This is a genomic window from Prolixibacter sp. DSM 2831 (assembly GCF_056493735.1).
Window position 1 is genome coordinate 2,149,953 of record NZ_CM151379.1, and the last position, 15,554, is coordinate 2,165,506.

General features: G+C 40.4%; 8 protein-coding genes. 3 read left to right on the forward strand and 5 right to left on the reverse strand.

What is annotated here, in order from left to right:
- Positions 1 to 98: 98 nt before the first annotated feature.
- Positions 99 to 359 carry a hypothetical protein gene (locus AC060N_RS08635; RefSeq protein ID WP_479526734.1) on the reverse strand — a complete coding sequence of 87 codons (261 nt, stop codon included), beginning with the start codon at positions 357 to 359 and terminating at the stop codon, positions 99 to 101.
- Between the two features lie 497 nt (positions 360 to 856).
- Here AC060N_RS08635 and AC060N_RS08640 point away from each other — a divergent pair, with 497 nt between their 5' ends.
- The 3 genes from AC060N_RS08640 (at position 857) to AC060N_RS08650 (ending at position 9,976) form a co-directional block, all read left to right on the forward strand.
- Positions 857 to 2,929 carry a sensor histidine kinase gene (locus tag AC060N_RS08640; protein WP_479526735.1) on the forward strand — a complete coding sequence of 691 codons (2,073 nt, stop codon included), beginning with the start codon at positions 857 to 859 and terminating at the stop codon, positions 2,927 to 2,929.
- Positions 2,930 to 2,935: 6 nt separating this feature from the next.
- The gene (locus AC060N_RS08645) at positions 2,936 to 3,472 is read left to right on the forward strand and encodes a LytR/AlgR family response regulator transcription factor (protein ID WP_479526736.1); all 537 of its coding nucleotides are present in this window, start codon (positions 2,936 to 2,938) and stop codon (positions 3,470 to 3,472) included.
- A 228-nt stretch (positions 3,473 to 3,700) separates the two neighbouring features.
- On the forward strand, positions 3,701 to 9,976 hold the full coding sequence (locus AC060N_RS08650; RefSeq protein ID WP_479526737.1) for a fibronectin type III domain-containing protein: 6,276 nt from the start codon (positions 3,701 to 3,703) through the stop codon (positions 9,974 to 9,976).
- A 24-nt stretch (positions 9,977 to 10,000) separates the two neighbouring features.
- Here AC060N_RS08650 and AC060N_RS08655 read toward each other — a convergent pair whose 3' ends face one another.
- The 4 genes from AC060N_RS08655 to AC060N_RS08670 all read right to left on the reverse strand — a co-directional run bounded on the left by AC060N_RS08655 (position 10,001) and on the right by AC060N_RS08670 (position 15,424).
- Positions 10,001 to 11,950: a DUF3857 domain-containing protein gene (locus AC060N_RS08655; RefSeq protein ID WP_479526738.1), complete on the reverse strand. Its 1,950-nt coding sequence runs from the start codon at positions 11,948 to 11,950 to the stop codon at positions 10,001 to 10,003.
- Positions 11,950 to 14,007, reverse strand: a complete 2,058-nt coding sequence (locus tag AC060N_RS08660) for a DUF3857 domain-containing protein (RefSeq protein WP_479526739.1) — start codon at positions 14,005 to 14,007, stop codon at positions 11,950 to 11,952. Before AC060N_RS08660 ends, AC060N_RS08655 begins: the two co-directional genes overlap by 1 nt.
- 403 nt (positions 14,008 to 14,410) lie before the next feature.
- On the reverse strand, positions 14,411 to 14,791 hold the full coding sequence (locus AC060N_RS08665) for a hypothetical protein (RefSeq protein WP_479526740.1): 381 nt from the start codon (positions 14,789 to 14,791) through the stop codon (positions 14,411 to 14,413).
- Between the two features lie 66 nt (positions 14,792 to 14,857).
- Positions 14,858 to 15,424, reverse strand: a complete 567-nt coding sequence (locus AC060N_RS08670) for a cysteine hydrolase family protein (RefSeq protein ID WP_479526741.1) — start codon at positions 15,422 to 15,424, stop codon at positions 14,858 to 14,860.
- Positions 15,425 to 15,554 lie beyond the last annotated feature (130 nt).

Sequence of the window (15,554 nt, forward strand, 5' to 3'; positions counted from 1 at the left end):
TTTTTCTGTCAGCAAAATTAGGGAGGAAACCGGTCGAGATCGTCCCAATATATAAAACGGGACTTCTTTTGGGAAAATCGATTTGTCGGCAAGATGGGCTAGGGAAGTTCGGAGGCAATTCTATTGGTGGTAGTACGCCCATCCAATTCTTCTTCGATTGAAATAGTCGTTTCTTGCAGCGCAATCTCCCGGTTGACAATAACGGAAATGGCAAGGCCCGGACCTGAAACAGCTTGTTTCTGTGTCCCTGCGTCAATGACACAACTGTCGTCGACCGTTTTCTGGCTGTGATGAAACGACCCGTTTCCGGTGCAGGCAGTGAACAAAAGCAGCATGTATAGAATCAGAAGCTTTTTCATGACAGTTGTTCGAAGTGTACGCTGTTTGTATTAATAGACTGTCTGAAAATGGAAAAGTTACGGTTTTTGGAAATTTTTTTCTGAGAGTAGAAATATTTTTGATGTATTCATGGGAGCGGCCCTAAAGAATCTTTCTAGTCCCACTGAAAACATTTCTGAAATACTTTTTGGCTACGCTCGGATTTTGGAGACTGGAACGACTGTGCATTAGTGAAATAAGTGTTGAATTTAGATTGAGTGTTTCAAAAATGATTATAATGAGAAATCAATAAAAATAAGCTTCTAATTTTCCCCGATAGTTTAGAATGGTTATTCGTTTTTTCGTTGTGTTGTCTATGTGCTTGATAACTAGGTGGTGTTTGCCTGTGGGTAAAGTGGGATATGACTGAGTTTATTGTTTGACTGTATTGTACCCTGATTTTTATATAGATTTCGAAATCAGATCATTGGTATATTGACTCGATTATGTTATTATTGTTAAGCCATTCACCAACTACATGAAACTATTCGGATTTCTGCGATATAACTTTCTGGTCGGGGCTTTAATGGCTCTACTCCTTACTTTCGTCATGCTTCCCTTTATTCATCTTGGAGGTAAATACAGCTTATCTATTATACGTAGTGTCAAAAAGGATCCAAACACAATTCTGCTTTATCGCGATTTGGATCATGACGGAAACAGTGAGAAGATTATAATTCTGAAAGATTCGGAAGGAAGTTCCTCGGTTCAGGTATTAAAATCAGGAAAATTTTTGTTCGAGTGGCATCTGGCAGGTAAAGTTACACTCAATAACTTTTTCTATGTTTATGATTATGACGGAGACGGTACAGATGAAATCTATGTTTTTACCCATAAGGGAAATGGAATTTATTTAAATGGCTACGACGTCGTTCAGCGTAAAGACTTGTTTGCTCCCATATTTATTTCCGACTTCAGTTATTATCAGGGGACTTTTGATGTTGCCATAAGTTGCGCACAATTTCATGATATCAGGCATGATGGTAACAAGAAGTTATATTTTTCAGCTTTTACCGGGTATTCTAAAAGTATTCGAAAAATATTTTCGGTAGATCTGCAATCCCATAAGGTTAATTCTTCGCCGACTTCCGGAACATCAATTGATTTTGGTCTTCAGTTTTTTGATGTAGATAGTGATGGTACGGACGAAATTGTTGGAGATGTTCCAGCTTATGGAAATTTCAACAACGACTATCCTGTTTCGGATGAGTACATGTGGTTTTTGGCGTATGATGCCAATCTGAACTATAAATTTAAGCCTTACCGGATTGGTAGTTATCCGGGGAGGGTTTTGGTTCAACCCTTTGCGACAAAAAATAAGAGGTATTTCGCCATTTATGCTCACCATACAGGAACAGTTGACAGTTCGTTTATTGCTTTAGCAAATGCAAAAGGAAAAATTGTCAAATCTTATGAGTTTGATGGAGATGAGAGTTTAACTAACTCAAATATTAAAGTTCTTCCTGAAGGTCAAAAAAAAAGATTGGCTTTATATCATAGCAATGGATTTGTTGAGTATTTCGATCGGAATTTGAAACTTGTCGGGAATTACTTTTCTGCTCCATATATTGACTATTTGTTTGAATATGATGTTGATGGCGATGGAACGCCTGAGGAGCTTTATTATGGAAAGGATATTGACCATCTGGTCATTTCCCGGAGTGATTTTACTGACCCTGTAGTGGCAGATATTGACGGAAAAACAGCTTTCTTTTATTTTTCACTGTATAAGATTGCGGGTAAGATCATCTCGTTTTGTATGAACCTGGATAATCGATTCTATGAATTCAAGTATGAACACAACCTACTGTTTACGTATCGGTATCCGATTTATGCCTCCGTTTTTCTGTTGGCTTTTTTATTGATTAGTCTCATCGGGTTGTTTTATCAAAAATTGATCAAACTCAGGTACGATGCGGAAAAGCAAATTCAATTCAATCAATTACGGTCAATCGAGTTGCAATTGAATCCACATTTCATATTGAACATCCTGAATTCCATTGGTGCTCTTTACGAAAAGAAAGAAGTCAAGCCCGCGCGTATTTACATGGGAAAATACAGTAAGATGTTGCGGGATACCCTGCTTTCTTCAGGGAACATTGCCACGACCCTTGAACATGAAGTTGATTTTGTCAGAAATTACCTGGAATTGGAAAAATTCAGGCTTAATAATCGCTTTCAGTATTCAATTGAAAACTCCTGTCAAACAGAGTCCGTTGAGATACCCCGTTTGTTACTCTTTACTTTTGTGGAAAATGGATTAAAGCATGGTCTGTATCCTATTTTGGATACCGGCAAAGCCTTCATAGAAATCATATGTAAAAAGGAGGAAGATGCATTTCGGGTTGAGATTAAAGATAATGGTATTGGCAGGGAAAAAGCCAAAGAAACAAAACGACAGTCGACGGGAAAAGGTCTGGAGATTCTTCAGGAAACGTTGGAATTATATGATAAAATAAATCGCAGGAAGATTCGGTTTTCGATTGATGATGTTTCTCCTGCTGAGGAAAATCCCGGAACCAGGGTTGTTATTAAGATTCCTCAAACCTAGTGACGTATGGAAAAAATCAGCTGTATCCTCATCGACGATGATTCGTTAGCCCTCGAACGCATGGAGGAGTTACTGAAGTTAACGGAAAAAGCAAATGTGCTGGCAACATTTACGAATCCCATATCTGCAGTTCAACAGATTCCTCAAATATCTCCGGATATGATATTCCTGGATGTGGAAATGCCTGGGTATTCAGGCTTTGACATCATTAAAAAAATTCGTGAGACATCTTTTTTTCCAGAGGTTGTCTTTGTTACGGGGTATAATCAATATGCCATTAAAGCCATCAAGGCTGAAGCTTTCGACTATTTGTTGAAGCCGGTTGATTTGGACGAGCTGGAGGACTGTCTGTCACGATTTCTGAATAAAAAGAAGTCGGATGGTTCCATTCCTTCCATTTTGTCGGAACGTGAATATGAGATCATGCAATTGGTGGAGCAAGGGAAAACTAGTAAAGAGATTGGTGAAATCCTTTTCATCAGCAAGCATACAGTCGATACCCATCGGAGGAATATATTGAAAAAAATAGCATCTGATAAATAAATCTGCGAGGCCAAAGTCTTCAACCTAATTTTCTTTCCCAATAAAAATACTCACCGATGAGTATGTGAAATACTCATGGTTAACTTATTGTTTTATTCTGTTAATTACGATATTTCGATGTTCTTACTAACCCCCAGGAAACCTGTAATTCTTCCCAAAATATTTTCCTGGCACAAGTAGTTTGATCTTTTACAAAGAAATGGTCATACTGCTTTAAATTTGATTGTTATGAAAAAGATCTTGCTTTTTTCTTTGGCTTTTTTAACACAATTAAGCACCTATCTTTACGGAGCTGATTATACAATGAATTATAATGATGGAGGTGGTCAGAGTTCAATCCAGGTAGACCCAGGAAACTATTCATTTAAAGTGAAAAATGTTCCATCAGATTATTGGGTTTTTTTTTATTTAGACGGAGTAGAGAAATATAAAGAACAAGATAATGGTAGTGTTTGGAATGGGTATGAAAGTCCATCATATACATATTCAATATCTAGTCATTGTCAGATTGAGATTTATGTTTATAATAAGAATAAAGATCCTGCTAGTAAAAAAACATTTATTTGGGATGTAAAGTTAAACAATCGACCACCAACAGTGCCCGGTACTCCTGTGGCGTCATCGATTACGCGCTCTAGTGCATATATTAGTTGGTCTGCATCATCAGATCCTGATAATGACCAAGTTTATTATGAATACCAATGGAAACAGTCCTGGGGGAGTTGGTCAAGCTTGCAAAAGACCTACACTACTAGTCTAAATTTGTCTGGTTTAAAAGAAGACACCGGCTATAAAATTCAAATAAAGGCTGGAGATGGTCATGGAGGAGAAAGTTCTTGGTCTGAGGGAGCATTTACGACCCAGACGAATTCACCACCGACTGTGCCAGGTACACCGTCAGCGTCGGATATCACACGGACGAGTGCCAAGATCAGTTGGGGCGCCTCTACTGATGCAAACGGAGATCCCATTACATATGAATACCAGTGGAAGATATATGATGGTTTAGGCTGGACTTTCCCCAACAATGCAACGACAGAGGGTAATAGTGTATTGTTATCGGAACTGAAGGAAGGCAAGCAATATGTGTTCAGGATTAAAGCTGCTGATAATGATAAAGGGGAGAGTGACTGGTCCTCGGAATGCAGTTTTACGACCCAGACGAATTCACCACCGACTGTGCCAGGTACACCGTCAGCGTCGGATATCACACGGACGAGTGCCAAGATCAGTTGGGGCGCCTCTACTGATGCAAACGGAGATCCCATTACATATGAATACCAGTGGAAGATATATGATGGTTTAGGCTGGACTTTCCCCAACAATGCAACGACAGAGGGTAATAGTGTATTGTTATCGGAACTGAAGGAAGGCAAGCAATATGTGTTCAGGATTAAAGCTGCTGATAATGATAAAGGGGAGAGTGACTGGTCCTCGGAATGCAGTTTTACGACCCAGACGAATTCACCACCGACTGTGCCAGGTACACCGTCAGCGTCGGATATCACACGGACGAGTGCCAAGATCAGTTGGGGCGCCTCTACTGATGCAAACGGAGATCCCATTACGTATGAATACCAGTGGGTCAAAAATAGTAGCTTGAAATGGCTGAGTCTAAGTATAAATAAAAACACAACGATCGATACGACTTTTAATATTGAAAGCTTGGAGCCTGGCACCGAATATTTAGTGAGAGTTAAGGCATTGGATAATGATAAAGGGAAAAGCGACTGGTCGACTGTATCTCTATTTAGAACCAATAATCCTGAATTTCAGTTGTATAATTCATCTTCTGTCACAAACAGTGATGGTACGATTGACGTTAATATAAATTCCAGGTCTACTGCTAGTGATTATAAGGTCTACGCCTATTATCAAGCCAATAACAACTTAAATCCTACAGATACAATAGAAGTACAACTATCTGACAAGGACGGAGATGGAACTTTTGAGGGAACACTTCCTAAAGGAGGGTTATTTAATAGAAATCATTTTAAAGATGGCGAATATGTGCGTTATTGGTTTGTGGCAACAGATGGAAATAACAGTGTTCGTATTCCAGAGAAGAGTGAAAACCCACCCTATATTTTCACACATGCTATCAATGGCTCACTTCAAAAAGGACTTGTCGTGGTGGATCCAGGCATCAATATGGTTTCTGCCAAAGTTGAGAAAGCTCAGGAAGGTGACCGAACTAATAATACCATTACCTTCACAAATGAGCATTCATTGTATCTGGCTTGTACAGCTTCCCTAAATGGAGTGCCAATATCAGATGCCAATAGCTCGGATCCTACAGCTAATTATGCGCAAGTTTTTTTCAGCAAAATGTTAAAAACAACAAAGAACAATTTATTCATTGGAGGTGATAAAATTAAGTTATCAGTTCCTCCAATAAAAAAGGAATCGCTTACTTTTTCAAATATATACACATCAAGCAATGAAGACGTTTTCACACTTAATTTGAACCGAAATTATTGGGTGACGAATACTCTTGACGCAGCTTCTGTATTTTTTAATGTTTTAAATGTTGTCTTTGAAAAGAGCATTAAGAAGGATACTGTTATAACTAAGTCCATTTCTATAAACAAGGTTGAAAATTCTGCAGACCAATATAGTGTCATTGCGGATGATATCAAAAAAGCATATATCAATACGTTATTAAATGCTTTATATAAAGATCTCAATGACAATACAACCAAGTGGTATCCTCAATTGAATTACTATTTCGATATAACAAAAGGAAATAAAACGGGACGTACCGAGTTTATCTTTGAATATATTCTAGGAAAAACATTCAATAAGTCGTTTTTCGATGACTTTACAAACAATTTAAAAAATATTGTAGATGATCAGTTGAAAGATCAGGCTAAAGATATTGCAAAAGAACTACTAGCACAAGTTGCGGAGATTGCTACAGCAACAAAGATGGTTTCCTTAATAGCAAAAAGTGCAGTTAGTGGTGCAAATATTGGATGGAAATTGGGAGATATATTGACTCTTCCACTTGAAGATCAAGTTACATTAAAATATGCACAAGTTTATGATGTGACTACCAATTTTAATGGCCCTAGTGATAAACCATACCATATATATCCAAGTTACATGCAAGATATTGCGAAAGACTGGCATATATCTCATGTTCGTAACAAAACAGAATTTGATATTAAAGTTAGAAATAATGGAACCATATCTCTATCGAATATTTGGGTAGGGATGGATATTTATGCTCCGGATTCATTGAATGCTGATGGTGTGATTGAAAAAGGAGAGAAAATTGAAAATACTTATACACCTATTGCAGATACATGGGAAGGAGGAACACAACGAAGAGGCTATATCAAATTTAATGCATATAAAAACGGTCAAAAAATAGCTACAACCTATGAAGATTCTTCAACCGGTGAAAAGTATGGACAAGGTGTGACCATTGGGCCAGGAGAAGAGGTAGAATTTAAAGCAGACTATGATTTGGAATCCAGCGTGACCGGTTATCAATATAAATCAGGTATATATTCTGTACAATATGCTATATGGAAAGATGGTTATCCTGGTAGTTCCGGCGCAACAACATTGGTATTTCCTGATAGAATAAAACTGATGGTTATAGATGATAAAAATCCAACTGCTCCATACGAATCTGAACTTCCTAATAAGCCATTTAATTTTGCCGGGGTATCGGATGGAAAGTATGTTGAATTGGGTTGGACTGGTGTAAATGTTCATATCAATCCTGATGTTGTATATTATCGTCTCCAGCGCTCCGAGAATCGTGAAGGGCCTTACAGTAATATTGCCTTGTTGCCCTCAAATCAGTTAATGTATATCGATTTAGATGATGCATTGGAACCGGGTAGTACATATTATTACAAATTATCAGTTTTAGATAATGGCGGTAATGAATCTGTTTTTGATAGTGTTAGTGTTAAAATTGAAAAGCCGGTTAAGCTTATTCCTCCGACACTTATTACCCCAGGAAATGGTGCAGATATTAATACACTTTCTCCCATCTTGTACTGGACTACTCCTGTTGTTGATTCTGTTTATCATATTCAGGTTGCCGACAATGTAAATTTTGATAATGTAATTATAGATCAGACAACAAAAGCAGATTCTTTATCTGTTACCCAACTTCCAATGGATAATACTTATTATTGGAGAGTTCAAGCCGTTTCTGAAGATGGTAGTAGTGATTGGTCTAGTGTATATTCATTTAAAATGGTTGTCGCTAATCCGATTTTGGACGTAGCTCCAGCTGATTCCGTAAGTCTTAGTAATTTATCTGGTTCTTTTAATATTGAAGTAAGTAACAAAGGAACAGGGAATTTGAATTGGAAAGCAAATACGCGCTCGCAGTGGTTGCATATTTTTACTGGACAAAGTGGTGTTAATGAAGGAAGCATACAGGTGGATTATGATTCAAATGAAGGAGGGGAGAGAATTGATACCATAAAAGTTTCTTCTGGTGACATGAATAAATTTATTAGAGTGAAACAGAAAGGAGCTATTTTACCTGAGAATGCTGGACTGATACATGGGCGTGATACAGTTTGTAAAGGAAGTAATGGTATTAATTACAGTATTGACACACTTGCTAATACTGATTATTATAAGTGGACTCTTAATCCTGATACAGCTGGTACTTTGTATGGGAATGGTCCGTCTGTTACAGTAGATTGGAATCCTGATTTTGAAGGAATAGGAACTATAGAAGTTTTTGGAGAGAATCAGAGTGGTGTCGGAAATTCAAACTCTAAACAAGTCCTTGTTGTTGGGACCGTTTCTGCGGTAATAGAAAAAGATAAAGATACAATTTGCAGTAATGATAATGTCATTTTATCCGGACAGGCTGCGAATTACAAAACAATTTATTGGGCTAGTTCTGGTGATGGATATTTTAATGATTCAACAAGTCTGTCAGCTGCATATACACCCGGATTTCAAGATATCGACGAAGGAAAGGTTGAGTTATATCTTATTGCAACTCCTCTAGCCGACTGTGATTTAAATTCTATTGATTCAATACAAGTTGATATTCTGAAACCGCTCGATCTAGGAATGATTGGCATCCCGGATGGGCCGGATAGTGTTAATACTGCCAAAATTGAACAATCGTTTTTCAATATCGAATCAGTAGAAAATGCGCAATGGTATCATTGGTATGTTTATCCCTCAACTGCTGGTACCTTTAGTCGTCAATCAACAAACCAGGGAATAATTACCTGGAATAATGATTTTACGGAAATGGACACGGTGTTTGTAAAGGTGGTTGCTGGAACTACATGTGACTCTTTGATGTCTGATTCTATTTTGGTCATTAAATATTATTCAACTTCACCAAGGATCTTGAGTGAAAATGTATCAAATGTTACCGATTCAAGTGCTGTGCTAAGTGGGATGGTTATTGCTTTTGGAACTTCTGCTAGTGTAAAAATTGAATATGGAAGGACGGATGACTATGGTAATACTGTTAATTGTAATCCCGATATGGGTTTCGGCAATGACACAACCAAAGTGCAAGCCTTGATCTCTGGTCTACAATTTAATACTATCTATCATGCTCGACTTCTTGCCAACAATGACAATGGAATTACCTATGGTGACGACGTAGTGTTTACTACTTCAGGTGTTATAGCAACTGTTCAGACAAAAGCTATTGATAATATTACGTCAACGGGTGCTTCATCAGGAGGAGATGTTACAGATGATGGTGGCTCTTCGGTCACAGCACGGGGAGTTTGTTGGAGTACATCAGTTGATCCTACAATTGATGACTCTCATACGTCCGATGGAAGTGGGACAGGAAGTTATGAAAGTCAAATGGAAAATTTGACTCCGAATACGGAATACCATGTTCGGGCGTACGCTACTAATGGCTATGGAATAGCTTATGGTGGTGACAACGTATTTACAACGAAAGAGGTTGAAATTGTTACGCCGCAAGTGATAGTTGAAGACGCTACCAGTATTACTGATTCCAGTGCAGTTCTAAACGGTTCAGTTAATGCTTATGGAGTTGAGACGAATGTTGAATTTGAGTTTGGAACCACGACCGATTATGGCTATTCTGTTGCCTGCTCCCCTGATAAAATTTCTGGTAATGGTGTTGTAAACGTAGATGCTGCGATTACAGGATTAAGACCGAATACAATTTATCATTATCGTGTTAAGGCAACAAATGCTCAGACAACCGTTACAAGTTCGGATAAAATGTTTACCTCGATGATTACAGCATCTGTTGATTATTCAGCCCCAAAGCTTAAAATTTATCCAAATCCATGTAAAGGATTACTGAAGATTGAGTTACCATCTGACAAAAAGGAAGGTATTGTGATTAGTGTTGTTAATACAAAGGGAAGTTTGGTTTTTGAAAAGCGCTTTAATCTGATGGAATACAAAAATCAGATTTCTCTAAATTTAGAGAATGTGGCTGATGGAATCTATATCGTTAATATTCAAGGAAACACAATCAATCAGTCCGAGAAAATAATACTGCAAAAGTAACACAACAAAAATAGCGTTTAACTATCAAGGGAGACAAAAAAGATTATCTTTTATTGTCTCCTTTTTTACTTTCTTCACCAACACCACCTTCTGTCGTTCCTGTGTAGCGATTCCCGAAAGGAAATTGTCGATGGATTTGACATCGGTGGCTTTGTATTTTCCCTGGTGAATGACCACTTTTCGGGTTACTTCAATGGTTTTGTCTCCATTTTGCCCATAGGTGATTTCGTAATCACCAAATGAGGAGGACAGTTCCCTCTTTGCCGGGAGATATTCCACCTTAAAACCGTTAGGGATGTTGATGGTCAGGGTGTCCTTGTAAGTATAACCTGTGCGCTGATAAATGTCCAGCTGACGATCCGTTGCCAGATGCGACGGAAAGCTGTTCTCGATTAAAAAGTTGGTCGATACAAACATTCGGTTCCCGGTAGGCATGGCATAGCGAGTCGTTTCTCCTTTAACATTCAGCCTGGCTTTGGCCGTGTCTGCGGAAATATCCTGCATGGAAAAGTTTTGAATCGTGAGTCCCGGAACATCTAACCAGCGGGTTAAGGCGTCTTTTTGTTCTTTTGCTGACAAGTGGAGGACCCCAAAAACATCTTCAAACTCGCCTTCCTCGAATTTGGAATTCAGCTGGAATGATGCAGCACCATTGTTTTGCAGGTTGACCTGAATGTGGGAATCCCGTCGGTTCTCTTTTTCTGTGTACTTCGGTGTGCGTACCAGCTTTCCTCCATCTGCTGAAATCTGCAAAGCATACCGATTGGCATTGTCCAGACTGATGTAGCCAAAAGGAATTTGCTGACTGGTGCATTCCAACCACACGGTATCTTGTTCCAGGGGAACGAACAGGATCGCGTGATTCATCTGGCTGGCACCGGGAAAGTCCGGATATTTGATTTGCTTGTAGTTACCACTGCCGATGACTGTGTAATAGGAATTGATGCCAATGGATTTTAGCAGTGCCCGTGTATAGTTACTCAGTGCTTTACAATCGCCGTAGCCTTTGGCATCGACGTCTTGAGATCTGAGCGGTTGGAATCCTCCGATGCCCAACGCGATGTTGACATAGCGTGTTTTCTTTTGCATATACCGGTACACTGCTTTTACCTTGTCCCGTTTATCCGGTATGCTGTCAGTCAGCCTGACCAGTTTTAAAATGGTTTCTTCGGGTAGTAGCGTGCGGCCTTGAATAAGTTGATAGGTCCAGGCGCCATATCCTTTCCAGGTCGAAAAGTTACCGGTTGTTCCCTCATAGGAAATCTCGTCGGGCGAAAGAAGGACCACAGGGAATACATCCATGAAATCAGGTGCCAGTCGTTCCCGTTCGAGCGCTTTCACTCCCGATAGTTGCCAGTGGTAGGTAACTGTATTTTTTTGGTGTGTCTGAGCGAAAGCAAAATCGTTATTCAGCTCTTTGTGTCGTAATTGAAACTTGTCCGGTGTGATGAACGTAATTTCTGCTTTTTCCACGGAAGTGTTATAACCCGGAACCGGAACCCAGTTACCGAAGCCGACCAAATCGTTGTAATTGACTTTGTAATAGTATTCAGCGGTATATGGATAGAGCTTATAAGCCGGCCTGAAGAACTTTACGCGGTTATCACCGAAAAGCGTATAGCTTTCGTTGTAAGCAAAATCACGAATATCTTTATTCCGGAGTCTCTTAACGGTTTTTCCGTGCGCGTCATAGACGGTTCCGCCAATCTGGGAAACGTTGGAGTTTTTGTCGTACATCACAGCGAGGTTAGCTTCGTCTCTTCCATTGCTGTTCAGAATTGTCGCAACGAAATGAACTTCCTTGCTATAGCTCCCGACGCCCGTTCGTTGGTAGGTGACCTTGTATTCCCGGATGACCGCATCAGCGTGCTTTTTCAGGGAGTCGGGAATAGAAGCAGCATCCCGGCTGCTTTGCGAAAATACCGGGATGCTGAAGAAAAAAGTGCAGAGAAAAGTGAGCAATGGTTTTTTCATTAAATGTGTTTTAGTACGACCAGTTCATGCTGCTTGTCGATCATCATTTGGAAGAACTTCTTCAGGGCCTCGTATTCGCTTGGTAGAAATACACTTTTGTTAATGTTCAGAGATGAACTGACAATCAGGTTGCCTCCGAGATTCTGGACCTGGAAAACAAACTGTGCTTCATTATTCGGAAGAACCATTTTGATGGATTTAGGTGCTTCCTGCAGCTGGTAGTTAGCCGGTAATCTATAGGTCTGAACTTGTTGGATGTGGTAGGGATGGTGGAATTCCACCGGATACTCCCTTTTGTCAAGCTTGAATGGGTTATTCTCGAAATACGGTATGACAACCGGTGTGAAGTAAAGCATATCGCCGGGATTTGACGACAACTGGTTATCACTAAATTTGTAGGTGAGGTTCAGGTTATGGTAGAGCGTGTCGAGACCTTTGACTTTGATTCCGTCGACATTCTGCAGCTTGTTTTTATCATCCATTGCTTTGATGAAGTCCGCCGGCGAATCATATTTGCGGATTCTTTTCCTGAATTCGTAGGCGCCGTAGCCTTTTAAATTCATGTTCGCCTGACCGCTGATGTTTGCCGTGCTGTCCATCATCATCAGAACGCTGGACGTCATGGTAAAGGGCTGATAGTTCATCAGATTAATCCACTTGTCCTGAACATCGCCAATGATTCGTCCTTTGTCGTTCAGACAGCGGATGGGAAGCAGGTTCACTTCAGCGTCCTGATCAGTGGCGTCCATCAGGTATGCTTTTCCATTGCTGAGTACCATGGCAACCACGTAGTTGAAACTGCTGATAGATGGATGCGACGGATGAATAATACCATTGTCCTGTGTACTGAGTATGACCGGGTAACTCTTGAAGCCCAGTTCGCGCAATAACCTGACAAGGTTCAGGTTTACATCGGCGCAGTTCCCGGAGCCCTCTTTAAGCGCTTTGTTCAAGGTCGTGTTAGCATACTTGGTTTCGGAGCCATCCCAGGCAATATGCTGTTTGATATATTCGAATGCCTGGTTCATCATTTGCACTCCTCCAGCACCGCTTTTCTTCAACTCTTCAGCTGCGTCCCGGATGTAACCTGCGCTGTTGAGCTGCTTCCCGAAATATTGATTGTCGGTTAAATCTTTATCGACATTTGCCCAGGTCGATGTTACATAATGTATGGGCTCCTGAGGAAATTTTACATATTCCAACTCAAATTCTACCTTGGAAATATAATTCTCCTCTGTCCGAAGGAATTTCTCTTTTGGAAATGCCGGAATGCTATCGGCGGTGTAGTGGTAAATATGCTCCGTGTAATTGAATGAACTGGTGTACCTGGCTTCATCTACAAGGCGGCCCCGAGCCTGCTGATGAACATTGATCGTAAGCTTCTGTTGCCGGTTATCCTGATCGAACTTCACCGGATAATATCCCCTTAAAGTCTTGTTATAATGAAAGTATTCAGGAATAATCGCAGTGAAATCACTGTTTAAGATTGGGATATCCCGCTGAAAATACCACGTGCGAAGATTAAAAAAATGAGTTGTACGAATGGTATAGTCTACCTCGATGATGGAACCTGCTTTTACGTTAGGCAGGGCAAACTTAACCGTATTCCAGTGTTCGCTGGTTTCTTCTGTCATGACATCTTTGTTACTGAGCTTGTCTTTTACCACCTTTCCGTTTTCAAGGTTGTAAGTATAAGCTTTCAGCTGTGATAGTTCGTCATCTTTATCTCCCTGGTACAACGGAATTTCAATGTTGGCATAATCGAAGCCTTCGTTGTCGAGAATTTTGATTCGGAAATGCCGGTTGAAGTGAAGTTGAAAACCGGTTTGACTGCTTCCCGCTTCGTTGGTACGAACGTTTTTGGCCATGTAATCAAAATCGGCCTTTCCATAGTCAAAAATGAAGTATGCGTGAGCGTTCGAATCGGTAGGACATTGCGTCGCTTCGAGGTTCTGGATGTTTACCTTTCCTGTTTTGGGTTCTTTTTGTGCGTCGACCTGTTGGGGTATAGTCACGAGTAACAACAGCACAGACAATAGGAGGAAGCAAGTTTTCATTATTCTTGTTTATTAGTTAGAATTTTTGTGATTGATCCGGCAAATTACCCACGATGCATCTCAACGAGATATTCGTCAGGTAAGTCGAAGGGCAATAATATCAGGATACTATCCTATTTTTATGCCCATAAAAAATAAACGATCCGATAAAGACTCACCGGATAAATGAGTTGCTGCTTCAGGTAAAAAAGGAAGGTAAAAACTGCAGGGATGGTTTGTTTGATAAAGCGTCAGGTCTCATTTTCAAAGGAATCGCAGATTCGTTTATTTTTATTGGCACGCTTAAAGATAAAATCTTATTGCAACGGTACAAGAAATTAGCATTATGTTATTGGACAGTCGGCTGATTACGGCCTGTTTTTGGGCTCTGATAAATTTCTCGTTGGTCACTGTTCAACAGCTGTCATCGTCTCTTCAGAAACTTCCGCCGTGTTCCCCGCGAAGCATTGGCTGCGTGAATATTACCGCCTCCCCAGGTTAAGCCGGAGTGATGGTCGCGGAACGGTGGATTATTAATGCCCCATTCTTCGATCTCGGAGGTTCCTTCCTCTATTTGAACCGGGGCTTTTTTCTTGCCTTTGTATGATGCTATGATCTGTTTGATCTCTTTGTCTCGCAGATGTTTGTCGTATAAATAGGTTGGAATGCAAACGACAAACAGCAGGAACAAGCCGGAGTAAAATAAAAAGGCATTGGCATTGAATTCGGCTATGATACCGATGGCCCGGAAGATTAAGAGGATGCCTCCGGTAATTCCTGAAACGTAAATGATGCCGGTTCTCATAGGTCAGGATTTTTGGTGCGTACCATTAAATGTACTCATCCTGACGGAGATTAACAAAATCGGGAACTACGTGCCAGCTATAATTTCAGCCGTGCTTTGCAACGCCGCAAACCAACGGCCAATGATTTTGTGATGGTACCGGATAATGGCTTCGGCTTTCATGAAGTCGTTATCGTACGTGCTGTGGCTGTCGTGTACCAGAATGGTGTGGTAGTTTTTGGCAAATGCACTTCGGCAGGTGGTGTCGATACAGTAATCGGTCTGCAGTCCGGTAATGTACAGTGTGTCAATTTTGTTTTCCTGCAGAATGGCCGCTAGTTCAGTACGGTAAAAGGAGTCGGGCGTTTCCTTGTTCACAAAATAGTCGTCCCGTTTGTGCCGGAGCTTGTGGTAAACTTTCCAGGCTCTGCTGCCTTCCTTCAGTTCTTCATCGTCATCTTCGGTGTGCCGGATGAAAATGATGGGACGGTTCCTTTTACGGAAGCTGTCGATCAGTTGATTGACGTTGTCGATTAATTCTTTTTCGTGGTAAACCGGCTCGTTGGCATCGGCAAAAAAGCATTCCTGCATATCGATAATCAGAAGTGCTTCACGCGGTTTGGACGGAGAGAGATTTATGTGACCGTTGGACATATCGCAAGGGGTTAACGTGTTTCATTTCATAAAGTTACGCATAAATGGAACAGGTCGGAAGGAATGCCCCTTCAAATTCGCCGCGAGGGGGTGATTGATACCAGCTTATAAATTTGCCTGACCGCCTGTT